The following is a 25263-nucleotide window of genomic DNA, read 5'->3' on the forward strand; positions in this document are numbered from 1 at the left end:
TGGAGTCTAATTTATGCATATTGCAGTAATTGGTGCTGGATATGTGGGTTTAGTATCAGGTGCCTGCCTTGCAGATTTTGGAATGAAAGTTATTTGCGTAGATAAGGATGTTGAGAAAATTGAAAAATTAAAAAAAGGAGAGGTACCCTTTTATGAACCTGGTTTAGAAGAATTAGTTAAGAAAAATATTAAAGCTGAAAGACTTTATTTTACAACTAATCTTGAATCTGCAGTAAAAAATTCTTTAGTAATTTTTATTTGTGTAGGTACTCCTTCGAATCCAGACGGATCTGCTGATTTAACTCAAATTAAAGAGGTAGCTCTTTCTTTAGCAGAAGTAATAGATGAATATAAAGTAATTGTTACCAAAAGTACTGTTCCAGTAGGAACAAACCGTTGGATAAAATCTTTAATTGACGCTAATAAAAAAAGTGACGTAGCAGTTGATATTATTTCTAATCCGGAGTTTTTAAGAGAAGGGGCTGCTATTGAAGATTTTATGCATCCAGATAGAGTTATAATAGGTGGAGAAAGTGCTTATGCTATTGCTATTATCAAAGACATTTATCGTCCTCTTTATTTAGCTGAAACACCCTTTATTATTACTAACCTTGAAACAGCGGAACTTATTAAATATGCATCAAATGCTTTTTTAGCAACAAAAATCACTTTTATAAATGAAATAGCTAATTTTTGTGAAAAAGTGGGAGCTGATGTAACTGTAGTTGCTAAAGGTATGGGGCTTGATCCAAGAATTGGACCTAAATTCTTAAATCCAGGACCAGGATTTGGAGGTTCCTGTTTTCCGAAAGATGTCAAAGCTCTTGTACAACATGGAAGATCTATAAGTTCTCCTTTTAAAATTTTAGAGGCAGTTCTTGAAGTTAATGAAAGACAAAAATTAAGAGCAATTGAAAAGTTGGAAACCTATTTAGGGGATCTTTCTGGAAAAACTATAGCTATCTTTGGTCTATCTTTTAAACCAAATACCAGCGATGTTAGAGAAAGTCCTGCTTTAGTGATAGTACCTACATTGATCAAAAAAGGAGCTAAAGTTAAAGTTTATGATCCTGTAGCAATGGATGAATTTAAAAAAGCTGTAGGCGATTCAAATATTGAATATTCAAGCAATCCTTTAGAATGTGCCAAAGACTCAGATGCTATAGTAATCCTTACAGAATGGAATGAATTTCGTTTCCTTGATTTATCTCAAATTAAAAAGGTTATGAGAACTCCGGTTCTTATAGATATGAGAAACATATACGAACCTTCTATAGTAAAAAAACTTGGTTTTAGTTATTCTGGAATAGGAAGAGCTTAAAATTCTTGTAAAAAGGGATTATTTTCTTTTTCTTCTCCTATAGTTGAAGTTGGTTTAGGTCCATAATCGTGTCCTGGATAAATTTTGGTATCATCAGGAAGAATTAGAAGTTTCTTCTGAATTGATTCTATCATCTGAAAATAATTTCCTCCAGGAAGATCTGCTCTTCCTACAGCTTCTACAAAAAGGGTATCTCCTGTAAAAAGAACTTTATGTTTTTCATTATAAAAACAACTTGAACCAGGAGAATGCCCAGGTGTATGAATTACTTTTAAATACTCATTACCAAATTCAATTGCCTCTCCCTCTTCAAATACTTTATCTGCTCTTGGATTCTCAGTAAAACCCCAAGATTTAAACATAGAAAAATTGGTAGGATCTTTAAAAAACTCTTCATCTAATTTATGGACTAAATACGGAGCTTTTAACGCTTTCCTTAAATATTCAACTCCAGCTACATGATCAGCATGAGCATGAGTCCCCAAAATAGCTACTATTTTTATATCAAGCTCTTTAACCTTTTCAAGAATTCTTGGATCTGCATCTCCTGGATCAATAATTATTCCCTCTTTAGTTTCTGGAGAATATACTATATAGCAGCAAACTTCTAAAGGCCCAACTATTAATCTTTCTATTTTCATCTTTTCCTCTTCTGAGATAATTTTTCTAAAATCTCTTTCACTGCGGATTCAATATTTAAATTATCAGTATCTATTCTAAAATGAGAAAATTTTTCATATAGAGGCATTCTTTCTTTTAAAATCTCAAAGATTTCTTTTTCTAAATCTAAATTTTTAAGAGCTGGTCTTTGAAAAGAAGTTTTTTCATCTTCTTTTATTCTTTTTATTATAACTTCAGGTGAAGAATATAACCATACTACTAAGCTATTTTCTAAAAGATTTTCCATTTCTTCTTGATGAAGCACACTTCCTCCTCCCAAAGCAATTACTATTTCTTTTAATTCTTCAAGTTTTTTCATTTCTTCTTTTTCTATTTTTCTAAAATAGCTCCAACCTTTTTCTTCTACTATTTCTTTTATAGTTTTACCTAATTTTTTTTGAATTTCTTCATCAAGATCTAAAAATTTCCACTCTAAAACTTCTGCTATTTTTTTTCCGATAGTAGTCTTTCCTACACATCTAAAACCAATTAATATAATCTTATCCATAAAGCTTTTCTATATATTTCCAAAATTCTGGAAAAGACTTAACTACACATTCAGGATTTTCTATTTTAATACCCTCTTTTTTTAATCCTAAAATAGCAAAAGACATAGCAATACGATGATCATCATAGGTATTAATAATCGCGGATTTAAATTCTTTAGTCCCTTCAATTATAGCTCCATCTGGTAATTCTTCTACTTTAACTCCAAGTTTTCTCAATTCTGTAACCATAGCCTTGATTCGATCAGTTTCTTTATAACGTAGATGCGGAGCTCCTTTAAGAACTGTTTTCCCTTCTGCAACAGCTCCTAAAATGCATAAAGTAGGAAAAAGATCTGGGGTATCGCTAAGATCTATCTCAATCCCTTGAGGTATTCCTTCAAAACTTACTTTTACTCCTAAGGGATTTAAAATTTCAATTTTTGCTCCCATTTTTTTTATATATTCTAAAAACTTTACATCTCCTTGTTTAGAAAAGGGGTTATAATTTTCGATTATTATTTCTCCTCTTCCTAAAACAAGTGGAATAGCTAAAAAATAAGATGCTGTTGAAGCATCTGCTTCAACTTCATAAGATGTAGGTTTATAAAAAGAGGGTGAAACTTTAAATTTGTTTTCAAAAAATTCTACTTCTACTCCATAAGTTTTCATTATATTAGTTGTAAGATCTACATAAGCTTTAGAAAGAAGTTGCCCTTCTATAAAAATTTCTAAACCATTAGGTAAACAAGGTCCAATAAGAAGAAGGGCAGAAATAAACTGACTGCTTATATTACCAGGAAGGCTTATTTTTTGAGAAACAAGTTTTCCTTCCTTAATTCTTATGGGCAAAAATCCTTCTTTTTCAAGACATTCAATATGAGAAGAAAGTTTTCTTAAACTTTCAATTAAAGGATCCATTGGTCTTTCATGAAGTCTTGGTTTCCCATAAATTTCCACATAAGAACCTTTACCTAAGGAAGCTAAAGCTATAAAAAATCTTGCACCGGTGCCATTATTTCCTAAGTATATTTTTTTTCCTGAAAGAAGAGGAGGAAATCTTCCTTCAACCTCCCAAATATTTTCTTTTTCTTTTATATTTACTCCGATAGCTTTTAAAGCATCTTTTAGTAAAAGAGTATCTTCACTTATCAAAGGATTAATAATCTGAGAAACTCCTTGAGCAAGAGCACTACATATAAGGGCTCTTTGAGTTAAACTTTTAGAAGCAGGAAGCTTTAAACTGATCTTTTCAAAATATTTTAAGGGTTTTACTTCTTTGATATTCATTTTAAAATCTCTTTTTCTATTCTTTTTGCTTCTTCATATAGAGCTTTTTTCATTAACTCTACAGGGGGTTCTATACCTGTCCAAAGTTTAAATTGTTCAACTCCTTGATAAAGAAGCATTTGCAACCCATCAATTATTTTTCCGTATCTTTCAGCTATAGACAAAAATTTAGTTTTTAAAGGCAAATAAACTATATCCATAGCAACTTTAAATCTGGAAATTATCTCTTCTTCAACTGGGGTTTCCCAGGATTTTAATCCTACACTAGTTGTTTGAATAATAATATCTCCCTCTGCATTCTTTAGTTCTTCCCAAGGTTTTGCAATTATTTTAAATTTTTCTTCTAAAATTTTAGCTTTTTCAAAGGTGCGATTATAAACATGGATTTTCTTTGCCTTACTTTTTATAAGAGCATAGATAACTGCTTTTGAAGCCCCTCCAGCTCCTATAACAACAATTTTTTTATCTCTAAGTTCTACTCCATTTACTTCAAAAGCCTTTATAACACCTATCCAATCGGTATTGTATCCTTTTAAAATACCTTCTTTATTTAAAACAGTATTAACTGCCCCAATTTCATAAGCTATTTCATCTATTTCATCTAAATATTCTATAATTTTTTCTTTATGAGGAATGGTTACAGAAAGACCTTTTATATTAAGAGCTTTTATTCCCTCTACAGCTTTTGCCAACTGATCAGCACTTACTCTAAAAGCTCCATATACTGCTCTTATATTTTTTTCTCTAAAAGCAAGATTATGCATTATAGGAGATAAAGAATGACTCACAGGATCTCCAATTATTCCATAAACTTCATACATAATTATTTAACTTATCATTTGTTTAAGATTATTATAAATTTTGAGAGCTGATTTTATATCAAATTGCCCTGGAGCAACCACTTCTTTTTTAGAAAAAACTACATAAGTAAAGGGAGATCCGCAAAATAAAGAAAGTATTCTACTAAGTCTTCCTTTTTCTCCCATACCAAAACTTATTAACTCAATTCCCCTTTTTTTAGCTAAAAAGATAAGATTTAAAAGTTTAAAAGAATCCTCAAAAGTTTTACATAAACAAACTATTTTAGCTTTTTTTACTTTTCTTTTTTTCATTTCCAAAAGTATTTTTATCAGATAATTTTCAGATGGAGTTTTTTTGAAATCATGATAAGAAAACAAAATTTTATCAAAATCCAAATCTTTCAATTTAGTAGAAAATTTTTTAAAAAATTTCCATTCTAAATCAACTAAGTAAAAATTTTGTTTTAAAGCCCAAGAAATCCATTTTAATTTAAAATCATCTGAGAATTTTTTATAACCACCCTCTTCATAGCTCCTAAGAGTAAATAAAAATTTGTAGGGCAATTTAAGAAGTTTTTCTAAATATAAAGTGTTCAACTCTTCCAAATAATCTGCTCTTATTTCAAAAAAATCAGTATATTTAGCTCCTTTTTTTATTGTGTCTAAAAGTTTTTTATAGGAGGTTTCTGCTACAGTGATGCAAAACATTTAGATATCAATTTGGGAAAGATAGTTAAAAATCATCTGGTCATAATTACTTGTTAATTTAAAAACCTTTTTAGCAAGTTCAAATCTTGTTTTTAATGTTGTATTTCCGTACTTTTTGATTTCTTCTAAAACTAAGGGATAATCTTCCTTATCAACAACTACTGTAACGTATTTAAAATTTTTAGCTCCTGCTCTTATTAAGGTTGGACCTCCAATATCAATGTTCTCTATAGCTTTCTCAAGATTTGCACCTTCTTCTACAACTTTTTCAAAGGTATAAAGATTAACTACTATTAAATCTAGGGGTTTTATTTCATATTTTTTAATAGTTTCTAAATGTTCTTTTTCATCTCTTTTAAAGAGTATACCGCCATGAACTTTTGGGTGAAGAGTTTTTACTCTTCCTTCAAGTATTTCCGGAAAACCTGTTAAATGAGAAATATCAATTACTTTAACTCCTCCTTCTTTTAGAACTTTTGCTGTTCCACCTGTAGAAATAATTTCTATACCAAGATTTTCTAGTTCTTTTGCAAATTCAACAATGCCTGTTTTATCTGTAACACTTATTAAAGCTCTTTCTATTTTATTCATTTTTATTTTCTGAAATTCCTATTTCTTCATCAGTTAAATAACAAGCTGGATCTGGAGCCCATATATCCCCTGTTACTGCTTCAGCTCGGGCTCTAAAATTACCTGCACAAAGGTCTAAAAATTTACACTTAGCGCATCTGCCTTTTACATATTTTTTCTTTTCTTTTAATTTTGCCATTAAGGGATTTGAAGTATCCATCCATATTTTACTAAAAGGTCTTTCTCTTACGTTCCCAAAGGTATAACTTCTCCAAAATTGATCAGCATAAACAAATCCATCCCAAGAAACGCAGCCAATTCCAACCCCACTATTATTCCCTCCGTTTATTTTAAGAAGTTCATAAACTTCTTCTGCTTTGGGATGCCCCTCTTTTTTCATTCTTAAATAAAGATAGGGACCATCTGCATGATTATCAACTGTTAAAACCTCTACTTTTAAATTTTTATCATGTAGTTCTTTAGTTCTATTAATAATATAATCTACCCAATAACGAGTTTCTTTGTGACTTAAATCTTGCTCTATAAGTTTTGATCCTCTTCCTGAGTAAACAAGATGATAAAAACAAATTCTTGGAATTTCTAATTCCTCAACTAAATCAAAAATTTTAGGTATTTCCTTAGCATTAAGTTTACTCATAGTAAACCGTAAACCCACTTTAAGATTTTCTTTTTTGCAAGCCAAAACAGCTGAGATTACCTTTTCAAAAGCACCTTTTACCCCTCTAAACTTATCATGAACTTCTTTCCAACCATCAAGACTAATCCCTACATAAGAAACACCAAGCTTTTTTAATTCCTTTGCCAAAGAATCATCAATAAGTACACCATTTGTAGAAATAACAGTTCTTAATCCTAATTTTACTGCCCTATTGATTAAATCAAGAATATCAGGTCTTACTAAAGGCTCACCACCGGAAAAAAGGATTACTGGAGAACCAAATTGAGCAAGATCTTCAAGAAACTTATAACCTTCTTCTGTAGTTAGTTCATCAGGTGCTCTCTTATTATCAGCTTTAGCATAACAATGAATACATTTTAAGTTACAAGCTTTAGTAACATTCCAAACAACCACAGGTCTTTTATCTTTAAAAGATGTTTTTCCATATCTTATATGGTCAAGAGCTTCAACAGCACCACAATAGAGTTTAGATATACTTATCATGTCTTATTTACCTTTCATCCATTTTTCTATTTTTTCAATTATTTCCTTTTCCTCAAAAGGACAAAATATTATATCATCTACTCCGCAATCTTTGGCTTTTATCTCTTCTTCTTTATATTTACACTTACAAACAGCTAAAATAGGAATATCTTTTGTTTTCTCATCAGATTTCAATAAAAGAGTTACAGCAAAACCGTCAAGAAGAGGCAAGTCTTTTTCTAAAATAATAAGTTTAGGTCTTTCCTTTTTAGCTAATTCTAGCAAGCTCTCACCATCTTCAATGATTTTGTATTTAATTTTATATTCTTGCAGAAGTTTAGCTAATTTATTATATAGGCTCTCTGAAAGAGCTAAATATACCATCTAATTATTTTCAAATTAAAAGATATTCTTCTATAAACTTCTCCGGATCCCTAAAAGCTAAAGAATTTATATAAATTACTTCTTTATCCCTTATCTCTTTTAAATAATTTAAACTATATTCCAATTTAGACATTATATTTTCACAATAAGTAAATACTCCCCAATTTTTCTTTATTACTGCTTCTAATATATTATCCACAGCGTCTTCAGTAAAAATTATTTTTAAAAAGTTTTTTCTTTCAAAAGCCATTTCATAGCTTTTTATCTGTCTCCAAAGAGATAAAATCTCTTCCAAAGCTTTGTTTAGCTCTATGTCTTTTTCTTTATATAGTTTAAATATAAGTTCTAATCTTTTTGGTGTAATTTCCAACTTATCCTCAGATAATAATTTTTCTCTACGGCTCAAATAATTTTTTACTCTTCTTTTTTCATCTTCTAAAGCTTTGTAATAATTTTCTTTCCATTTAGGGTTATAGGGTGATTCACTCATAGCTAACAAAACTTTATAAGGATCTTCAACAATTTCTTTAGTCACACCTAAAAAATTAAAAGAAAGAGAAGGAAGGGTTCTTTCAAAGGGAATAAGAATTCTTTCTAAAATACGGGCAAGGGCACGAGCACCTGTATTTTCTTTATAAGCCATTTTAGCTATTTCTCTGAATGCCTCATCTGTAAATGCAAGATCAATTTCATAAACTTTAAAATCCCTTTTTTTATTTATCACAACTGGATCATTAGGATTGGAAAGTATTTCATACAATTCATCCTCTGTTAGAGGTTCAAAAACTGCAATAACTGGAAATCTTCCCACAAATTCTCTTTCAAATCCATAATTTACTAAATCTTCAGGAATAACAAACTTAAAATAATTAATTTTTATCTCCTCTTTATTTTCAATTTCGGAAATAAATCCCATACTTTGTTTTTTCATTCTCTTTTTAATAATTTCTTCCAATCCTTGAAAAGCTCCACTTACAATAAAAAGTACATATTTGGTATTAAGAGTAACTTTTTTTCTTTTTAGCTTCCCCTGTGATTCCGAAACTTCAAAGAGGCTATAATTTTCTTGGGGAATTTTAATTTCTACTTCAGTTTCTTCTAAAGGTTTTAATAAGGCTCTTTGAACTCCAGTTCTTGAAATATCTGGACCTATTGTTTCTCCAGAAGAGGCAATTTTATCAATCTCATCTAAAAATATTATTCCAAATTGAGCTTTTTCTAAATCTCCATTTGCCTCCCAATATAAATCTCTAATTAAATCTTCTATATCTCCTCCTACATAACCTGTTTCACTAAATTTAGTTGCATCTCCTTTTACAAAGGGAACTCCAATTTTTTTAGCAATAAGTTTTATCATATAAGTTTTACCTACCCCTGTAGGTCCTATAATGAAAATGTTATTTTTTATAAATTCTGTTGCATCTTCTTTGCCTTGTTTTAAAAGAAAGTTTTTGATTTTATGAAAATGGGTACAAATCTTAGTTGCTATAATAGTTTTAGCTTCTCTCTGTCCTACAATATATTCATCCAAATAGGCTTCAAGTTCTGCAGGCTTAAGATTAAAATCATAAAAGGACTTATAACTTTTTGAGGAATCAATTTTTTCTATTTTATATTTTGGTGTTTTAAGCATAACAAAATTTAATATACGTCTTTTTAAAAAAAAGTAAATATTTATAATAAATCTTCTGGGTCTACATCAACAGACAGTTTTAATCCTACTACTTTAAATTTTGTTAAAAATTCGAATAATGCCTTATTTAATAATTTGTAGTTTTTTGTTTTTAAAATAATATGCCACCTATAAAAGCCTTTTAATTTTCTGAAAGGACAAGGGGCGGGACCTAAAATTTCTACATTTTTTATATCCATTTTTAAAAATAAATCTTCTAGATATCTTTTAGCTTCTATACATTTTTCTTTTACCTTTTCTTCTTTTATTCCCTCAATTCTTATTAAAACAAGTCTTACAAAGGGAGGAAAAAGAAATCGTTTTCTAAGTTTAATCTCTTCTTCAAAAAATCCTTCATAATTTTGCTCCAAAGCGTACTTTATAGCATAATGATCTTTTATAGAACTTTGTAAAATTACTTTCCCTTTTTCTTTTTTTCTTCCTGCTCTTCCTTCTGCTTGTATTAAGAGTTGAAAGGTTCTTTCTCCAGATTTATAGTGAGGAAGAAATAAACCTTCTTCAGCTCTTAAGATGCTAACCAAATCTACTTCTGGAAAATTATGTCCGTGAACTCCCATCTGAGTTCCTACAATAATTTTAGGCTCAGCTCTGTAAAGCTTCTCCAATATCTGCGCTAATTTTCTTTCAGTATTTACCGCATCTCTGTCTAATCTTATAACTTCTACTTTAGGAAAAATTTTTTTAATTTCTTCTTCTACCCTTTCAGTACCTGCTTTTCTAAATTTCATCTTAAATCCTCCACATTGTGGGCAAACGGTTAAAGAGCTTATTTTAAAATTACAATAATGACATAAAAGCACCTTTTCTTCCTTATGATAGGTAAGAGGGATTCCGCAATTAGGACAACCCCATATATAACTACATTCCACACACTCAACAAGAGGTGCATATCCTCTTCTATTTAAGTAAAGAAAAACTGATTTTCCTTTTTTAAGTGTTTTTTCTATTTCTTTTTTAAGTTCTTCTGAAATAAGTTTAGGAGGTTTGTTTTCAACAAAAGTAATTTCTGGTAAACTGGCAAAGGGTCTTTCCTTTAATGTAAAAAGATGATATTTTCCTTTTTTGGCAAAATAAAAACTTTTAATACTTGGTGTTGCAGAGCCAAGGATTACAGGAATATTTTCTATTTTCCCTCTAATTAAGGCTAAATCTCTTGCGTGATATTTACAAGCTAAATTTTCTTCTTTATAAGAGGGATCATGCTCTTCATCAACAATAATAAGACCTAAATTTTGGATAGGAGCGAATATAGCCGATCTTGTTCCTATTACTATATGAACTTCTTCTCTCAATATTCTCATCCATTCATTTAGTCTTTCAGAAGGAGAAAGTCCGCTATGAAGAAGTCCGATTTTGTCTTTAAAATAATTTAAAAGTAACATCTCCATATAAGTAGTTAATGCTATTTCAGGAACCAAAACCAAAACTTTTTTTCCACTTTTTAGAACCTCTTTTATAATTTCTATATAAATAAAAGATTTCCCGCTTCCTGTGACTCCATAGAGAAAAATAGGTTTAAATACTCCTTGAATAACCAAAGCTCTAATTCCTTCAAAAACATCCTTTTGTTGAGGCGTAAGTTTGTATTCCTTAGGAATTTCTAAAGAAAGCATTATTTTTCTAATTTTGGGGTATTCAACCTTTTCTAATATGCCCATTTCTAACAATCTCTTTATTTCTTTTAGAGAAAATCTCTTTTTTAAAATTTTTTCAGGAACCTCTGTTTTTTCTTTTAGATATCTTATAATTTCCTCTTCTAAAAGAGGATCCTCAATTTTAGATTCTTTAAGTCTTATAAACACTTCTGTAGGAATTTTAGTTTGGGGAAATTCCGCTTTTATAGTAAGAAATCCTTCTTCTTTAAATCTGTTTATCTCTTTTAAAGAGATTCCAAATTTTTTTATAAAATATTTCAAACTATATCCCTTTCTTTTAATAAAAGAATAGCTCTCAGGTAAATAGCCCTCTTTTATTGCTTTTTTCCCTTTTTCAGTGAGGTAGATTCTTCTTTTAGGTAAAGAGAATATTCCAGGTGGTAAAGCAATTTTATAAACAAGGCCTATAGGGGTAAGGTAATACTGAGATACCCAATCTAAAAAATCAAAAAGATTTGGAGGAATTAAGGGTGAAGTATCTAAAATTTCCTCTATCCATTTATATTCTATTTTAGGAGAAAGTGCTTCTTCTGTTACCTTAAAACAATTTTTTACTATTCCAATTAAAAGATAATTTCTAAAAGGAGCTAAAACTCTTATTCCAGGAATAAGTAAATTTTTACTTAGATAGGAAAAACTTTGATAAAGAGGAAGAGGTAATACAACATCAACTAAATACATTAACAAATTTTTCTTTCATTTACGAATCTTATCAAAACTTCTTTTAAATTGGGATTTTTTATAGCGTAATGAAGAATTGTTCTAAAAAATCCTTCTTTATTTCCTGTATCAAATCTCATTCCCTCAAATAAATAAGCATAAACCTCATAACCATTTTCTATCATTAACTGAATAGCATCAGTAAGTTGATATTCTCCGTGAGTTTTAGGAATTTTTTTTAGAAAATCAAAAATAACTGGGTCGAAAATATATCTTCCTATAATAGCTAAATTTGAAGGAGCTTCTTTTGGAGAAGGTTTCTCTATAACTTTTTTTATTTTTATTAAGTTATTATCTACTCTTTCCCCATCAATAATTCCATATCTGGAAATATCTTCCTTAGAAACCTCTTCCACAGCAATAATGCTGTGATTTTTAGTTTTATTAGAAAGAAGATTATAAATATTTATCATCTGTCTTAGACAAGGAATCTCTGCATCAACCAAGTCATCTCCTAATACTACTGCAAAGGGTTCATTTTCAACAGCCCTTTCAGCCATAAGTACAGCATGCCCAAGCCCTTCAGGAATTTTCTGTCGCACTTCTATTAAATGTTTTATCTTTTCCTCTACTTCCTCTACTATTTTAAGAAGGTCTAATTTCCCTCTTTCTTTCAAAAAACTTCTTAAATTTAGATTGGTATCAAAATAATCAATAATTCCCCCTTTTCCTTGGGAAATAATAAATATAAGTGTAGTTATTCCCGAAGATATAATCTCATCAACTATGTATTCTATGGTAGGTCTATCTATTATGTTAAGAAGTTCTTTAGGAACTACTTTAGTTATAGGAAGCATTCTTGTGCCAAGTCCAGCAACAGGAATAACTGCTTTTCTTATCATAAAACTTTTTAGATTGGGACTTCCTTTTTAAAATTTTCGTAAACTTGTTTAAAATCTTTATACAATTCTGACCAATATTGAAAAGCCTTTTCATATATTCTTTCAAAATTAGAAAGGTGCTCTTCTGAAACAACTAAATTAGCACTTAACAAAAAAGTCTCTTTGGGTTCTAAAGTTTTTGCTTTAGGCAAAACATAAATTAAAAATATCTCTCTTCTTCTATAAATAGGAAGTTTTTCATTTATAAACTTGACCATTTCTTTTATCTCTTCCAAATCCTTTACTCCGAAAATTAATACTTTTACCTCTGCTACTTTACACCAATAATTTAAATCATTTATAGTTTTTATTTGTCTAATCTCAAAATTTTTTGAAAAATAATTTTTAAGGATATCATAATTTGAGTTTAAATTCCAATAGATTAAGCATAAAGGTTTTTGAATAAGATAATCTTGATATTCTATCATTTAACGCCTTTTTCACCCAATTCTAAAAAAGCTTCTGTTTCTTCTATACTTTTTAGTTTTTTTATTAAATCTATTTCTCTGCTTACTTTATCTTTTCTAATAGCATGCATAATAGCTATCTCCTCTTCTATAAGCCCTTTTTTATAAAGCTCTATAAGGTCTTGGTCAAAAGTTCTCATTCCAAAAGCACTTCCTTGGGTCATTACATCATAAAAAGTTTTACCCTCTTTTTCCCCAGTCATAATTATTTCTCTAACTCTTAGACTATTATATAAAATATCAAAAATAGGGATTCTTCCGCCTCCAATTTTAGGAAGAAGTTTTTGGCCTATAATCCATCTCAAACTACCTGCCAATCTGTATCTTATAGTATGTTCTTCCTCTGGTAAATAAAAACCCAAAATTCTATTAAGTGTTTGTGATGCACCTATAGTATGTAAAGTAGAAAATACTAAATGCCCAGTTTCTGCTGCAGTTAGAACTATATCCATAGTTTCTCTGTCGCGAATTTCTCCTACTAATATCACATGAGGAGCTTCTCTTAGAGCTGCTCTTAACCCTTCAGCATAGGAACTAAAATCTGTACCAAGTTCTCTTTGATTTATGGTAGCTTTTATAGGCTGATGAATATACTCAATAGGGTCTTCAAGAGTAATAATATGAACATTTTCATTTTTATTTATTTCATGAAGAATAGCAGCTAAGGTTGTGGTTTTCCCTTGTCCTGTTGCACCAGTTACTAAAACAACCCCATATTTTTCTTGGGCAATTTTATAAAATACCTTGGGTAATCCCCAATCTTCTATAGATTTAACTTTGCTTTCTAATTTTCTCATTACAATATTATAGGTTCTTTGACGGGAAAATATATTTACTCTAAATCTTGTATCATCATCTAAAAAATATGAAAGATCAGCATATCCATCTTTAAGAAGTTTTTTAAATAAATGGGGATTTTCTTTAAGCATATTAAAGGCTATAGTCTCAACTTGAAAGGGAGAAAGTTTTTCTATAGGAAAATCATCAAAATAAATAGATTTTACTTTTCCATAAACTACAATTTGTAAGGGGTAACCAGAGAAAATAAAAATATCAGAAATACCTGGTTCTAAGTTAGCTAATCTATAAATTAGCTCTTTAATTTCAAATTCTGTTAACATTTCTTAGCCTGGGATTTCAGTAAAATCAGCAATTTCTTTATCTTGAATAAAAGGCAAAAACCTGCTTTTATCTATAGCTTTTATAAAAGCTTCTTCAGGAGAGATATATCCTTTATTTAAATAATCCATAATACAGTCATCTAAAGATATCATTCCATATTTTTTGCCTGTTTGAATAAGAGATGGAATTTGATGAATTTTATTTTCTCTTATAAGATTTCTAATGGCAGGGGTGGCTATCATTATTTCTACAGCAACTATTCTTCCTGGTTTATCAATTCTTTTAAACATGGTTTGAGAAACAACTGCTCTTAAGGCTTCAGATAAAGATACTCTTATTTGGTCTCTTTCCTGGGGAGGAAAAGCATCTATTATTCTACTTACAGTTTGAGCTGCACCAATAGTGTGTAAAGTAGAAAAAACTAAATGACCAGTAAGGGAAGCCTCAATAGCAAGGGCTATAGTTTCTAAATCACGCATTTCACCTACAAGAATTATATCAGGATCTTCTCTTAAAGCTGCTCTTAAAGCATTGGCAAAGCTTTTTGTATGAACTCCAACTTCCCTTTGATTAATTAAACAATTCTTAGGTTCATGTACAAATTCAATAGGGTCTTCAATAGTAATAATATGGTCATAACGCATTCTATTCGCGTAATCTATAATCGCTGCAAGAGTAGTTGACTTACCAGCACCTGTAGGACCAGTTACTAAAACTAGTCCTCTTGGTAAAAGTGCAAGTTTATTTAAAAGTGGAGGAAGACCTAATTCTTCTACGGTTTTAATTTTATTTGGAATAAGTCTAAAAGCTGCTGCAATACCCTTTCTTTGACGAAAATAGTTAATTCTAAATCTCGCAAGCCCAGGAATTTCATATCCAAAGTCTACTTCTCCTTCTTCTTCGAATTTTTTTATAATTTCTTCTGAAGCTATTTCATAAAGCATTTCTCTTAATTCATCTTCCTCTAATACTTTATACTTAACTCTTTGAAGTTCACCATGGACCCTCAAAAGAGGAGGATTCCCTGCAGAAAGATGAAGGTCAGAAGCTTGTGTATCAACCATTAATCTAAAAAAGGGATCAAGTTTAGCCATATCTATTGATTTATACTTTGATAATTATAAAAGTCAATACTTTTAAAGCATTTTTATAAAATTTTTTGGGTGCTACTTTCTACATGAACTTCCATAGCTTTAGTGATACAAACTGCTACACAAAATTCACAAGCTGTACACTTCTGAGGATCGAAAAGAATTTTAAAAGATTCTCTATCCACATAAAGTGCAGATGTAGGACATACAGCTGTACAGCTACCACACTGTATACAAACCTCTTCATTCTTAATTATCTGCTGTTCTAAAGGTTTTACTTCAACACCTATCTTTTTTAGATACTCTAAACCATTTTTAACTTTTTCAGGTGTTCCCTCTAATTCCATTATCATAATTCCTTCTTTTCCAGGAGTGATAGTTGCTTTTAAAATATTAAAAATTAGGTCATAATCTTTTACTAATTTATAAACTATAGGTTTATCTACAATATCTGGAGGAAACTTTAAATATAAACCCTTTTTATATATCAATTTTCTACCTCCTCCTTAATTTTTAGAATTAAGAATCCTTTCGCAATATTCTAAACCTCTTTTAGCCATTGTCAATTCTGGATCAATTTCAAGAGCTTTTTTAAAATAAATTTGAGCAACAGGTAGATAATTAATTGCTTTTAAACAATATCCTATATTTGCATAATCAACTGCTGAAGCAGGATTTAGATCTATTGCCCTTGAAAATGCCTCCATAGCTTTTAAATAATTTCCTAACTTATAATAAGCTCTTCCTAAAATATTATAAAGTTCTGGAATTTCATCTATTTCTAAAGCCATTGCCACTAAATTTAAAACTTTTTCATATTCTCCTTTTCTAAAATAGGCATCTGCAAGGTGTGAAATTATGGCTAATTTATCTGCTGGTGGAGGAAAAAATTCTAAAGCCTTTTGATAACAATCTATAGCTTCATTTTCTCTACCTATCTCTTTGTAAATATTCCCTAAATAAGCCCAGAGATAGTATTTGTCTTTTATTTCTTTTAAAAGAGATAAAAGAAGTTCTTTCAATTTTTCTTTTGGCAAATATAAATTCAAAGTTCTCACCATTTGGTAAAGATAAGAAATGCGAGTTCTTTCTCTAAAAAGAACTCCAGGAATTATTGCATAAACTGCAGGAATATTTAGTTGAGGATGGGTGATATCTATTAAATAAATTTCGTAACCAATTTCTTTCAATTTTTGGGAAAGATTGAGCATTTCTTCTACATGATCTTCAGAAGATATATTAGGTAGATCTTTAAGATCAACTTGGTAAGTCCATTCAATAACATTTTTAGCTTCTTCAAGTGTTTTAAATTTAGGAAGTCCACTTTCTACATATTTGCCCTCTGTATCAAAATCTCCTGCAAGTTGAGCAACTTCTGTTAAAGCTCTTATTAATGCCCTTTCAGGCGAAGTTGCTGTTCCTGCTGCATACACAATTTCACTCCTTTCAGGATAGGTAGAAGGATCCATAGCCATTACAGCTACTGTAGGAACTGGCATACCAAAAGTCATATCTCTTATCCACAATTTTATATTTAATCTTTCATAACAATTTATTAATTTTTCTCCTTCTCCCTGAATAGAATCTCTTTTTATAGCAGGCATAGGTGCGTTTTTCCTAACAGATAAAGTATTAGTATGTCTTTCTATTAATTCACATATTGCTTGAACACTTGCTTCAGGATAGGTATTTCCTCCTGCAGAACCATTGTATTCATAAAGAAGCCAAAACCAGTGGAAAGGGATAAATTTTTCTTTTTGTGTGGCTACTTCAAAAGCTTTAACAAAATAAAAAGGAACTTCTTTTAAATATTTAATAGCTAATTTTTTAATATCTTCCGATTCTTCATCTTCTACAGATTTTAAAATTTCATTAAAAGGGATAGCCTTTTCTTTTAATTCCTCAAAAGTACTTAATATCCCCTTTTTTTGAATTTCTTTATAGAAAGAAAATAAAGAAAATCTTTCCACTAATTCCATAAGCGCACTTGCCTGGGAAAGTGTTTCTGTGCTTCCCTTCCCCATTTGTTTAAAATTTCCGGTAATTTTTTGTCCATCTATGTCATAGAGACTTAAATAAATAGGAATCCCTAATCTCCCTTTATCAATTCTTTTAAGCCCCTTATAAATTCTAATTCCTGCTAATTTTAGCCTTTCTTCTACTTCTTTTACTGTTTCTTCTGGAAATTTAGCCTTATCAGCTATAACTTTTTTAGAACTTTTTAAAAATTTTTCCCTCAATTCTCTCATCAATCCACCAAAAACTTTAAATTTTAAAAAAGTTATAGTATAATTTTTGATTAATTTTCTAAAATATTATATCTCTAATATTAAAAATGAAAATAGCAGTTGCTTTAAGTGGTGGGATCGATAGTGCAATAACTGCTTACATTTTAAAAGAAAGAAATTATCAACTTATAGGTATTACTTTTGAACTTTTTGAATCTCAAAAGGAAACTATTGAAAAAGCTAAATATGTTTCTCATTTCCTCAATATACCTCATTATGTTTTAGAGTTAAAAGAATTTTTTAAAAAAGAAATCATCTCTTATTTTGTAGATTCTTATGCTAAAGGATTAACACCGAATCCATGTGCTTGGTGTAATAGAAAAATTAAATTTGGTAAGGTTTTAGAATGGTCTATTAAAAATTTAAAAATAGAAAAATTTGCCACAGGTCATTATGTAAAAATAGAAAATTATAAGGGAAACCCTCTTTTAAAAAGAGCAAAGGATAAAAATAAAGATCAATCCTATTTTTTAGCCTTGATAGATTGTGAAATTATTCCTTATTTAATTTTCCCCTTAGGAGATTTTACTAAAGATGAAGTTAAATCCTTAGGAAAAAATTTATTTAAATTTTTGGATTATAAAGAATCACAAAACATTTGTTTTTTAAAAAACAAAACTTTAAAAGAATTTTTATCTACTTATCTCCCAGAAAAAAAGGGCTTTGTTGTTTATAAAGATAAAATTATAGGTACCCATTCAGGTATCCATTGGTATACTATTGGACAAAGAAAGGGACTTGGAATACCTTTTGGTAAACCTTTATATATTATTGATTTAGACTTTAACGAAAATAAAATAGTTTTAGGAGATGAAAAAGATTTATTTTCCAAAGGACTTATTTTAGAGGATCTGAATTTTCACCTTCCTTTAGATTTATGGACAAATCCTTCAGCTCAGATAAGATATAAAGCGCCTATAGCGAAAGTTAAAGATATAATTAAAAATGATGAAGAATATAAAGTTTTATTTGAAACTCCTGTAAAAGGGGTAACACCTGGACAAATATGTGTTTTTTATGAAGATGAATTTTTACTTGGAGGAGGTGTAATTAAAAAAGCAATAAAATAATTGTTTTAGGTTGACAGAAAAAAGAAAAAAGGTAAGATTTTATTTTTAAAAGGGAAAAGTCTATGGAATTTGAAGCAGTAATTGGCTTAGAAGTTCATGCTCAGCTTAGTACAAAAACAAAAATGTTTTGTTCCTGTTCCACTAAATTTGGAAATCCTCCTAATACACAAATTTGTCCCGTTTGTACAGGTCTTCCTGGAGTATTACCAGTAATAAATAAAAAAGCTGTTGAATATGCTTTGAAATTAGCTTTAGCACTTAATTGCAAAATAAATCTAAAATCTATTATGGCTCGTAAAACTTACTTTTATCCTGATCTTCCCAAAAATTATCAAATTTCTCAATATGAAATACCTATTGCAGAAGGTGGAGCTGTTGAAATTGAAATAAATGGAAATAGAAAGAAAATAGGTTTGGTAAGGATACATATGGAAGAAGATGCAGGTAAATTAATTCACGATGAAAAGAAACCTTATTCTTACGTAGATTTTAATAGAGCCGGGGTTCCTCTTCTTGAAATTGTAAGTGCTCCAGAAATTTCTTCTCCTGAAGAGGCAGTAGTTTATTTAAAAACGTTAAGAAGAATTTTAAGATATCTTGAAATATGTGACGGGAATATGGAAGAAGGGAGTCTAAGATGTGATGCAAATGTTTCTGTTAAACCAAAAGGGAGTGATAAATTTGGAACTAAAGTAGAATTAAAAAATATGAACTCCTTTAAACATATAGAAAGAGCTTTAAGTTATGAAATAAAAAGACAAATAGGTCTTCTTATGGAAGGTAAAGAGATTATCCAAGAAACAAGACTCTATGATGAGACTACACAAACTACTCATCCTATGAGAGGAAAGGAAGAGGCTCATGATTATTGTTATTTCCCTGATCCAGATTTAATAGAAATCCAAATAAATGAAGAAATTCTTGAAAAACTTAAAACTGAACTCCCTGAACTTCCTCAAGAAAAAAAAGAAAGATTTTTAAAAACTTATCTTTTAACGCCTTATGAAGTGGACATTTTAATTGAAGAAAAAAATTTAGCCGATTTTTTTGAAAAAACAGTAGAAATCTATCCTAATCCTAAGAGCATTTCTAATTTCATGCTTACAGAAGTTTTAAGGTATTTAAACCGTGATGGAAAAGATATTAGTGAAACAAATCTCAAACCCGAAATTCTTGCTCAATTACTTGATTTAGTAGAAAAGGGAATAATCTCTATAACCATTGCAAAACAAATTTTTCCGGAGGTATATGAGAAAGGAATTGAACCAAGAAAGATTGTGGAAGAAAAGGGGCTAATTCAAGAGAGTTCAGAAGATAAATTGAGATTCATTTGTGAAGAAGTTTTAGCAGAAAATCCTAAAGAAGTAGAAAAATATAGAGCTGGTAAAAAGGGCATTATAGGATTCTTTGTAGGACAAGTTTTAAAGAAAACACAAGGTAAAGCAAATCCCAAAATAGTTAATAAAATCCTGACTGAGCTCTTAGAAAAATGAAACCTTCTTTCTTGAAAAAAGAAATTTTAAAAGAACCTGATAAAGCTGATTCAATAAAAGCTTGGTTCTGGACAGAAAAAGGGCTTTATCTCCTTGATCAGAGAAAACTTCCTTTAGAGGAAAAATACATTTTTTGTGATAACCTTAACAAAATAAGAACTGCTATCAAAGAAATGGTAGTAAGAGGAGCTCCTGCTATAGGAATTTGTTCAGCAATTGGATTTGTTATAGAATTTAAAAATTTTTTATCTTCTTTAAAAAGCGAAGAAATTTTAATTCATAAAGTAGAAGAGGAAATAGGAAAAATAAGCAATCTTTTAGTTACCGCGCGTCCTACAGCCATAAATCTTTCTTGGGCTGTTTCAAGAATGAGAAAAATTTCCCTTAATTTCCTTGAGAAATTTAAAGAAAAAATAAATAAGTCTGAACTTAAACAACTTGAAGAGTTACTTGAAAAAGAAGCACTTAAAATATGGAAGGAAGATATAGAAGCTAATTTAGCTATAGCTGATTATGGAAAGGATATTCTTCCAGAAGGAGGTATACTCACCCATTGCAATACAGGTGCTTTAGCAACTGGTGGATATGGAACAGCTTTAGGAATTATACGAAAATTTTATGAAAAAAATAAAAAGATAAAAATCTTTGTAGATGAAACTCGTCCTTTTTTACAGGGTGCAAGACTTACTGCTTGGGAACTTTACAAATTAAAAATTCCTTATACTTTAATTTCTGATAATGCTGCAGGTTTTCTTATGAAAAAAGGAGAAATCTCTGCAGTAATAGTAGGTGCTGATAGAATTGCAAAAAATGGAGACACAGCTAATAAAATAGGAACCTATTCTTTAGCAGTTTTAGCTAAATTTCACAATATACCTTTTTATGTTGCTGCTCCTTCTTCTACTTTTGATTTAAGTATAGAAAAAGGAGAAAAAATTCCTATAGAAATTCGCCCTTCTAAAGAGGTTTTAACCTGTCATAAAAGTAAAATTGCTCCTTCTAAAGCTAAAGCTTATAACATAGCTTTTGATATAACCCCTAATGAATTAATTTCTGCTATTATAACAGAAAAAGGTATTATCTACCCACCCTATGAAGAAAATATTCCTAAATTTATAACTCCTTAAAGAAATAATGAAAGTAAAAGATACTCCAGAAAATACTTTAGAAAGATTAATTATTTATCTAAAAGTTTTGGAAGCTCTTGAAAAAAAGAAGATAGATTTTATAAGTTCTGAAGATTTAGCTAAAAATTGTGGTGTAAATTCTGCTCAGTTAAGAAAAGATTTAAGTTTTGTAGGATCCTTAGGTACTAAAGGTGTAGGGTATAGTGTTAAAAGTTTAAAATTCAGTCTTAAAAATTTCTTAGGAAGAGCTCAAGAATGGAATCTAATTTTAGGGGGGTTAAGCCCTTTAGGAATATTTCTTTTGCAAGATAAAATTTTACAAAAAGAAGGATTTTATTTTTTAGCTGCCTTTGATACAAAAGAAGAAAACATTGGTAAAATATATAATGGCATTATAGTTTATAATCTAAATCAATTACCTCAAGTAGTAAACGTAATAAAAGTAGATATAGGTGTAATTACTGCAGAAGAGAATCCAGAAATTTTTTTGGAAGCTTTCATAAATCAAGGCATAAAAGCTATTTTAAATCTTAGTAAAGTACCTCTTTTTGTAGAAAATCAAGAAATAAAGATTGAAAATTTTTCTTTTTCTATGCCTTTAACTAAATTATCTTATTTTTTAAAAAATAGCTTATGAAAATAAAAGTTTGGAAAAAAGATCCCAGAGCCCAAATATTAAAAAAGAGCACTGAACAATCTGTAGGATATGATCTATTTGCTTTGGAAGAAGTTTCTATAGAGCCTGGTGAATTTGTTCTTATTAGAACAGGCCTGGTAATAAAAACAGAACCTCCTTATGCCCTTTTTATTTTCCCAAGATCTTCTCTTTTTAAAAATAAAAGCTTGATAATGCCAAATTCTGCTGGTATTATAGATTTTGACTATTGTGGAGAAGAGGATGAGATAAAAATTCCTGTATTAAATTTAGGAAAAGAGAAAGTGATCGTAAAGGCTCATGAAAAAATAGCTCAAGCTGTATTTATTAAAATCGGAAATCCTGAAATAGAAGAAATACCTATTCCTCCTAAATCTTCTTCAAGAGGCGGATTTGGATCTACTGGGGGTTGGAAATAATGAGCCTGTAGCTCAGAGGATAGAGCGTGGGGCTCCGGACCCCAAGGTCGGGGGTTCAAATCCCCCCAGGCTCATTATTTTATAATTCTTTTTTCAACTTCATTCCAATTAATATTATCAAAAAAAGTCTTAATATAGTCTTTCTTTTTAAGCCCATAATCAATTATATAGGCATGTTCAAAAACATCCATAACTAAAAGAGGGTTACCCCCTGCTGGATGCCCTATATCATGTTCATTTATCCAAAAATTTATTAATTTACCAGTGTAAATATCTTGATACAAAATAACCCAACCTATCCCACGCATCAAACCAATACCTATAAATTCTTTTTTCCAATTTTCAAAGCTTCCAAACTGCTCATTTATTAGTTTAGAAAGGATTCCCTCTTGAGGAAAAATTCCATTTCCTCCTAAATTTTCAAAATAAAGCTCATGAAGACGCATACCATTCCACTCCCAACCCAATCTCCTTTTAAGTTCTGCAAATTCTGGAGTCCCAACTTCATCTTCTTCAAACATTTTCATTAGTGCTTCTAATAACTTGTTACAGTTAGTAACATATCCATTATATAAAGTAAAATGATTTTTCAAAAGAATTTCGCTAAAACCTTTCATTCCAACTAACTTAGAATAGTCTTTTGCCTCATACATTTTTTATCCCCCCTCTAATTTTTTTATTTTATAAACCAAGAATCAAGCTCCCTCAAGTCCCCAATGTTCTTTAAAAGTATGCCAAGAGGTGGGATCTTTTAAAAGAAGCGTTTAACCTTAGGATCTTTAATTTTTTCAGAAAGTTTTTGATAATATTTTACAGATTTTTCCTCAAAGCTTAAAGCTTCTTCCAAAGCTGCAATGTCAGTTTCAACTCCTGCTACCTTTTCAAGCTGTTTTAGATCAAAAACTGGATTAAATTGCTTTTTTGACACTTTAGTAATATATTGAGGTAGCTTCTTTTTTTGTTGAAAAAATTGGTAAATTTCTCTTATTTTCTCTGAATGAAGATCTTCTTCATAAGCCAGATGTTTAAATAATTCTTTAACTGAAGGAATAAGTGTTTTCTCTGCTGCTTTAAGATAAAATTGTTTCCCTTCTAATTCTTCTAATTCTAATTCTTCAGCTTTTAAAAGTGCTTCTAATAATTTTTCAGACATGAAGAACTCCTTAAAATAATCATTTTGAAATTAAAAAAATTATAAAAAACAAATAAATAAAAGTCAAGTTAATATATTTGGTTGTGGATCAAAAGCTTAAAAACAAATTGAAACACAAATTTTTAAAAATAAGAAGATTTAAGGGGTAATATGAAAGATTTTAACTATGGGAAAGAATATTGGTGGAGGCGGCGGGAATTGAACCCGCGTCCGGAGATAGTTCAGGTTAAACTTCTACAGGCTTAGCCTGTGTTTTGATTTCTCGTAGAAAGCCAGGCACAGGCACCTAAGCTTTCTACCAGGTAGGTTTTTTTCTCGGCTAAAGGAACCCTACCAATTCCTTTAGCCAAAGCCTGTTTAGGTCACACACCTTTAGACCCACAGGCAAGGTCTAAAGATGCGTGGCAGCTTTTTCTATTAAGCTGCCAAAGCGTAGGAGTATTCGTCGGCAGTTGTGTTTTTGCACCCTATTTAACGTGGGGGGTGCGACCACGGCCTGCAGTTTAACCCTACCTATCCCCGTCGAGCCCTCTTCGCCCCCATTTTTCAAAGAACTTTAATTTAAAATAACCCTTTTTTTATAAATTTCAAGCTTTAATATTAGAATCGGCAAAAAATGACTCTACAATATTTATAAATTCATTAACAAATTTAGATGAACCTATAAGTTGAGGATAGATCTCAAGCAAATTCTCATAATATTCCATTGATTTTTTATATTCCCCTGCTAATTTCGCACAGGTTGCTGCTTGGGAAAGAATTTGAGGAAGCTTTTTATAAGATGGAGCTTCTTCAAAAGCTTTTTCAATATAAAATAAAGCTTCTTTATAAAATTCAATATCCATAAGTTGCCGAGCAATCAATAAATAGGGATGAAGCTTTGTACTGGGACGATTAAGCCTAGCTCCAGGAATATGAACAATTACAGAAGAAATCCCAAGCATAGGATGAGTTGTTTCTACTAAATATGCCTTTAATCCTTTTTTAGAAATTTTATTCAAAATATACTCTATTTCTACTTTAAAATCTGGATGAGAAAAATAAGGTAAGTGTTCAAATGAAATTTTTCCCCCTTTTAATAAAAATTTAGCATCATCTAAATCTTTAAATTTTAAAAAACAAAATGTAGGTCCTCCGGGTTTATTTAAAATAAATTCTCGATAGAGAACTTGAGCTCTATGTTGAACTAACTCAGTTATAGCTCTTATTAAAGCTATATTTGGATTAGGATGGGTACCTGCAGCACCATAAACTTTAAGAGTTGGTGTAGGAGCTAATGAATCATAAGCAATTATAGCTACGGTAGAAACCCCTAAATCTAAAGAAAAATCTTTTATAAATATTTCAATTCCTGAAGATAAAATTTTTTTTAGTGAATCCTTTATCAATGGATTCTCGATAGAATCAATTTCAATAGTAGGAACTTCTAATCTTTCCTCCATAACGATAGAGATACAGTGTCTCTCAATAATTTCACATAAAGCTTGAAGTGTTGCTTCTTCTAAGGTATTTCCTGCTGCCCAACCTGTTGTTCCATAAATTCTATAAAACCAGTATAAGGGGAAGATTACTTTTTTAGATTCTATAAGGTCATAAGCTTCAACCCAACGCAATTTAATATTTTTTAATTCTTCTAAGAAGCTATTTTCTCTAAAAACACTATGTAAGGGAAAAAGTAAAGATTCAAGAGGTATAGTATTTCCTTTTAGGTTAATATAGGAATCTATAAAGGGATTGGCATTTAATAAAAAAGAGAAATTACTATACCTTTCTATCAATTCCATAAGGGCACTTGCTTCTGCTTGTTCAGGAGTTATACCTTTACCAAAACTATCTCCTACTCCCAAACTCTTACTTATTTCTTCCTCGACTCTATATAAATATACGGGTATACCTATTCTATCTAAATTATCTATCCTTAAAACTTCTTTGAGGATAGGTTTTTCAGTTTGATTAAGTTTTTTAAAGACTTTTTCTATTGTTTCAATGGGAGAACAAGCTTTTTCCTGAGCATAGGTATATTTTTTAAGACAAGACTTAAGCATAAAG

Annotated in this window: 25 protein-coding genes, 1 tRNA gene and 1 other RNA gene; 7 read left to right on the forward strand and 20 right to left on the reverse strand. The window is 30.1% G+C overall.

The window, feature by feature from the left end:
- The first annotated feature begins 13 nt into the window (after positions 1–13).
- Positions 14–1321 carry a UDP-glucose dehydrogenase family protein gene (locus TOPB45_RS07710; RefSeq protein ID WP_013910275.1) on the forward strand — a complete coding sequence of 436 codons (1308 nt, stop codon included), beginning with the start codon at positions 14–16 and terminating at the stop codon, positions 1319–1321.
- Here the strand turns inward: TOPB45_RS07710 and TOPB45_RS07715 are convergent.
- The 16 genes from TOPB45_RS07715 to TOPB45_RS07790 are packed head-to-tail and all read right to left on the reverse strand — an operon-like array spanning position 1318 to position 17258.
- Positions 1318–1962: an MBL fold metallo-hydrolase gene (locus TOPB45_RS07715; protein ID WP_013910276.1), complete on the reverse strand. Its 645-nt coding sequence runs from the start codon at positions 1960–1962 to the stop codon at positions 1318–1320. The genes TOPB45_RS07710 and TOPB45_RS07715 overlap by 4 nt on opposite strands.
- Complete coding sequence (locus tag TOPB45_RS07720) at positions 1959–2489, reverse strand: shikimate kinase (protein WP_013910277.1); 531 nt, start codon at positions 2487–2489, stop codon at positions 1959–1961. The genes TOPB45_RS07715 and TOPB45_RS07720 overlap by 4 nt, the downstream gene beginning before the upstream one ends.
- Positions 2482–3756 (reverse strand): 3-phosphoshikimate 1-carboxyvinyltransferase, encoded by a 1275-nt coding sequence (gene aroA, locus TOPB45_RS07725; RefSeq protein ID WP_013910278.1) that lies wholly within the window; start codon positions 3754–3756, stop codon positions 2482–2484. Before aroA ends, TOPB45_RS07720 begins: the two co-directional genes overlap by 8 nt.
- The gene (locus TOPB45_RS07730; RefSeq protein ID WP_013910279.1) at positions 3753–4577 is read right to left on the reverse strand and encodes a shikimate dehydrogenase; all 825 of its coding nucleotides are present in this window, start codon (positions 4575–4577) and stop codon (positions 3753–3755) included. Before TOPB45_RS07730 ends, aroA begins: the two co-directional genes overlap by 4 nt.
- 6 nt (positions 4578–4583) lie before the next feature.
- Positions 4584–5264 (reverse strand): type I 3-dehydroquinate dehydratase, encoded by a 681-nt coding sequence (locus tag TOPB45_RS07735; protein WP_013910280.1) that lies wholly within the window; start codon positions 5262–5264, stop codon positions 4584–4586.
- The gene (locus tag TOPB45_RS07740; protein WP_013910281.1) at positions 5265–5855 is read right to left on the reverse strand and encodes an IMP cyclohydrolase; all 591 of its coding nucleotides are present in this window, start codon (positions 5853–5855) and stop codon (positions 5265–5267) included.
- Positions 5848–7017: a radical SAM/SPASM domain-containing protein gene (locus TOPB45_RS07745; protein WP_013910282.1), complete on the reverse strand. Its 1170-nt coding sequence runs from the start codon at positions 7015–7017 to the stop codon at positions 5848–5850. The genes TOPB45_RS07740 and TOPB45_RS07745 overlap by 8 nt, the downstream gene beginning before the upstream one ends.
- A gap of 3 nt (positions 7018–7020) precedes the next feature.
- A complete protein-coding gene (locus tag TOPB45_RS07750) occupies positions 7021–7380 on the reverse strand; it encodes a response regulator (RefSeq protein ID WP_013910283.1) in 360 nt (119 codons plus the stop codon).
- 10 nt (positions 7381–7390) lie between these two features.
- Entirely contained in the window at positions 7391–9013 is a 1623-nt protein-coding gene (locus tag TOPB45_RS07755) for an AAA family ATPase (RefSeq protein ID WP_013910284.1), read from the reverse strand.
- A 41-nt stretch (positions 9014–9054) separates the two neighbouring features.
- Positions 9055–11409: a replication restart helicase PriA gene (gene priA, locus TOPB45_RS07760; protein WP_013910285.1), complete on the reverse strand. Its 2355-nt coding sequence runs from the start codon at positions 11407–11409 to the stop codon at positions 9055–9057.
- Entirely contained in the window at positions 11409–12290 is an 882-nt protein-coding gene (locus TOPB45_RS07765) for a UTP--glucose-1-phosphate uridylyltransferase (RefSeq protein WP_013910286.1), read from the reverse strand. Before TOPB45_RS07765 ends, priA begins: the two co-directional genes overlap by 1 nt.
- Positions 12291–12298: 8 nt before the next feature.
- Positions 12299–12757, reverse strand: a complete 459-nt coding sequence (locus TOPB45_RS07770) for a hypothetical protein (protein ID WP_013910287.1) — start codon at positions 12755–12757, stop codon at positions 12299–12301.
- Entirely contained in the window at positions 12754–13917 is a 1164-nt protein-coding gene (locus TOPB45_RS07775; RefSeq protein WP_013910288.1) for a type IV pilus twitching motility protein PilT, read from the reverse strand. The genes TOPB45_RS07770 and TOPB45_RS07775 overlap by 4 nt, the downstream gene beginning before the upstream one ends.
- A gap of 3 nt (positions 13918–13920) precedes the next feature.
- On the reverse strand, positions 13921–15012 hold the full coding sequence (locus TOPB45_RS07780; protein ID WP_013910289.1) for a type IV pilus twitching motility protein PilT: 1092 nt from the start codon (positions 15010–15012) through the stop codon (positions 13921–13923).
- A gap of 53 nt (positions 15013–15065) precedes the next feature.
- Positions 15066–15500 (reverse strand): NIL domain-containing protein, encoded by a 435-nt coding sequence (locus TOPB45_RS07785; protein WP_013910290.1) that lies wholly within the window; start codon positions 15498–15500, stop codon positions 15066–15068.
- Between the two features lie 15 nt (positions 15501–15515).
- Positions 15516–17258 carry a YcaO-like family protein gene (locus TOPB45_RS07790; RefSeq protein ID WP_013910291.1) on the reverse strand — a complete coding sequence of 581 codons (1743 nt, stop codon included), beginning with the start codon at positions 17256–17258 and terminating at the stop codon, positions 15516–15518.
- Between the two features lie 86 nt (positions 17259–17344).
- On the opposite strand from TOPB45_RS07790, the gene mnmA reads away from it, so the two are divergent.
- From mnmA to TOPB45_RS07820, 6 genes are all read left to right on the forward strand, one after another.
- Complete coding sequence (mnmA, locus tag TOPB45_RS07795; RefSeq protein WP_013910292.1) at positions 17345–18367, forward strand: tRNA 2-thiouridine(34) synthase MnmA; 1023 nt, start codon at positions 17345–17347, stop codon at positions 18365–18367.
- Between the two features lie 62 nt (positions 18368–18429).
- Positions 18430–19860 (forward strand): Asp-tRNA(Asn)/Glu-tRNA(Gln) amidotransferase subunit GatB, encoded by a 1431-nt coding sequence (gene gatB / locus TOPB45_RS07800; protein ID WP_013910293.1) that lies wholly within the window; start codon positions 18430–18432, stop codon positions 19858–19860.
- A complete protein-coding gene (gene mtnA, locus TOPB45_RS07805) occupies positions 19857–20987 on the forward strand; it encodes an S-methyl-5-thioribose-1-phosphate isomerase (RefSeq protein WP_013910294.1) in 1131 nt (376 codons plus the stop codon). Before gatB ends, mtnA begins: the two co-directional genes overlap by 4 nt.
- Positions 20988–20994: 7 nt before the next feature.
- Positions 20995–21624 (forward strand): redox-sensing transcriptional repressor Rex, encoded by a 630-nt coding sequence (locus TOPB45_RS07810; protein ID WP_013910295.1) that lies wholly within the window; start codon positions 20995–20997, stop codon positions 21622–21624.
- Positions 21621–22061: a dUTP diphosphatase gene (locus tag TOPB45_RS07815; RefSeq protein WP_013910296.1), complete on the forward strand. Its 441-nt coding sequence runs from the start codon at positions 21621–21623 to the stop codon at positions 22059–22061. The genes TOPB45_RS07810 and TOPB45_RS07815 overlap by 4 nt, the downstream gene beginning before the upstream one ends.
- A gap of 1 nt (position 22062) precedes the next feature.
- A tRNA-Arg gene (locus TOPB45_RS07820) sits at positions 22063–22135 on the forward strand.
- Here TOPB45_RS07820 and TOPB45_RS07825 read toward each other — a convergent pair.
- The 4 genes from TOPB45_RS07825 to TOPB45_RS08680 form a co-directional block, all read right to left on the reverse strand.
- Positions 22136–22714, reverse strand: a complete 579-nt coding sequence (locus TOPB45_RS07825) for a superoxide dismutase (RefSeq protein WP_013910297.1) — start codon at positions 22712–22714, stop codon at positions 22136–22138.
- 98 nt (positions 22715–22812) lie between these two features.
- Positions 22813–23214, reverse strand: coding sequence for a ferritin-like domain-containing protein (locus TOPB45_RS07830; protein ID WP_013910298.1), 402 nt, complete (start codon positions 23212–23214; stop codon positions 22813–22815).
- Positions 23215–23394: 180 nt separating this feature from the next.
- Positions 23395–23755, reverse strand: a transfer-messenger RNA (tmRNA) gene (gene ssrA, locus TOPB45_RS08835).
- 46 nt (positions 23756–23801) lie between these two features.
- Entirely contained in the window at positions 23802–25259 is a 1458-nt protein-coding gene (locus tag TOPB45_RS08680; RefSeq protein WP_013910299.1) for a YcaO-like family protein, read from the reverse strand.
- Positions 25260–25263: the final 4 nt, after the last annotated feature.

It is taken from the genome of Thermodesulfobacterium geofontis OPF15 (genome assembly GCF_000215975.1).
Lineage (GTDB): Bacteria > Desulfobacterota > Thermodesulfobacteria > Thermodesulfobacteriales > Thermodesulfobacteriaceae > Thermodesulfobacterium > Thermodesulfobacterium geofontis.

Excerpts from the sequence above, each read along its gene's own strand:
- aroA (WP_013910278.1), bottom strand. The coding sequence starts at position 3,756 with ATGAATATCAAAGAAGTAAAACCCTTAAAATATTTTGAAAAGATCAGT.
- TOPB45_RS07730 (WP_013910279.1), bottom strand. The coding sequence starts at position 4,577 with ATGTATGAAGTTTATGGAATAATTGGAGATCCTGTGAGTCATTCTTTA.
- TOPB45_RS07750 (WP_013910283.1), bottom strand. The coding sequence starts at position 7,380 with ATGGTATATTTAGCTCTTTCAGAGAGCCTATATAATAAATTAGCTAAA.
- TOPB45_RS07710 (WP_013910275.1), top strand. The coding sequence starts at position 14 with ATGCATATTGCAGTAATTGGTGCTGGATATGTGGGTTTAGTATCAGGT.
- TOPB45_RS08680 (WP_013910299.1), bottom strand. The coding sequence starts at position 25,259 with ATGCTTAAGTCTTGTCTTAAAAAATATACCTATGCTCAGGAAAAAGCT.
- TOPB45_RS07815 (WP_013910296.1), top strand. The coding sequence starts at position 21,621 with ATGAAAATAAAAGTTTGGAAAAAAGATCCCAGAGCCCAAATATTAAAA.
- TOPB45_RS07740 (WP_013910281.1), bottom strand. The coding sequence starts at position 5,855 with ATGAATAAAATAGAAAGAGCTTTAATAAGTGTTACAGATAAAACAGGC.
- mtnA (WP_013910294.1), top strand. The coding sequence starts at position 19,857 with ATGAAACCTTCTTTCTTGAAAAAAGAAATTTTAAAAGAACCTGATAAA.
- TOPB45_RS07755 (WP_013910284.1), bottom strand. The coding sequence starts at position 9,013 with ATGCTTAAAACACCAAAATATAAAATAGAAAAAATTGATTCCTCAAAA.
- TOPB45_RS07720 (WP_013910277.1), bottom strand. The coding sequence starts at position 2,489 with ATGGATAAGATTATATTAATTGGTTTTAGATGTGTAGGAAAGACTACT.
- TOPB45_RS07775 (WP_013910288.1), bottom strand. The coding sequence starts at position 13,917 with ATGTTAACAGAATTTGAAATTAAAGAGCTAATTTATAGATTAGCTAAC.
- TOPB45_RS07790 (WP_013910291.1), bottom strand. The coding sequence starts at position 17,258 with ATGAGAGAATTGAGGGAAAAATTTTTAAAAAGTTCTAAAAAAGTTATA.
- TOPB45_RS07745 (WP_013910282.1), bottom strand. The coding sequence starts at position 7,017 with ATGATAAGTATATCTAAACTCTATTGTGGTGCTGTTGAAGCTCTTGAC.
- TOPB45_RS07825 (WP_013910297.1), bottom strand. The coding sequence starts at position 22,714 with ATGTATGAGGCAAAAGACTATTCTAAGTTAGTTGGAATGAAAGGTTTT.
- TOPB45_RS07810 (WP_013910295.1), top strand. The coding sequence starts at position 20,995 with ATGAAAGTAAAAGATACTCCAGAAAATACTTTAGAAAGATTAATTATT.
- TOPB45_RS07735 (WP_013910280.1), bottom strand. The coding sequence starts at position 5,264 with ATGTTTTGCATCACTGTAGCAGAAACCTCCTATAAAAAACTTTTAGAC.
- priA (WP_013910285.1), bottom strand. The coding sequence starts at position 11,409 with ATGTATTTAGTTGATGTTGTATTACCTCTTCCTCTTTATCAAAGTTTT.
- TOPB45_RS07830 (WP_013910298.1), bottom strand. The coding sequence starts at position 23,214 with ATGTCTGAAAAATTATTAGAAGCACTTTTAAAAGCTGAAGAATTAGAA.
- TOPB45_RS07715 (WP_013910276.1), bottom strand. The coding sequence starts at position 1,962 with ATGAAAATAGAAAGATTAATAGTTGGGCCTTTAGAAGTTTGCTGCTAT.
- TOPB45_RS07770 (WP_013910287.1), bottom strand. The coding sequence starts at position 12,757 with ATGATAGAATATCAAGATTATCTTATTCAAAAACCTTTATGCTTAATC.
- mnmA (WP_013910292.1), top strand. The coding sequence starts at position 17,345 with ATGAAAATAGCAGTTGCTTTAAGTGGTGGGATCGATAGTGCAATAACT.
- TOPB45_RS07765 (WP_013910286.1), bottom strand. The coding sequence starts at position 12,290 with ATGATAAGAAAAGCAGTTATTCCTGTTGCTGGACTTGGCACAAGAATG.
- TOPB45_RS07780 (WP_013910289.1), bottom strand. The coding sequence starts at position 15,012 with ATGGCTAAACTTGATCCCTTTTTTAGATTAATGGTTGATACACAAGCT.
- gatB (WP_013910293.1), top strand. The coding sequence starts at position 18,430 with ATGGAATTTGAAGCAGTAATTGGCTTAGAAGTTCATGCTCAGCTTAGT.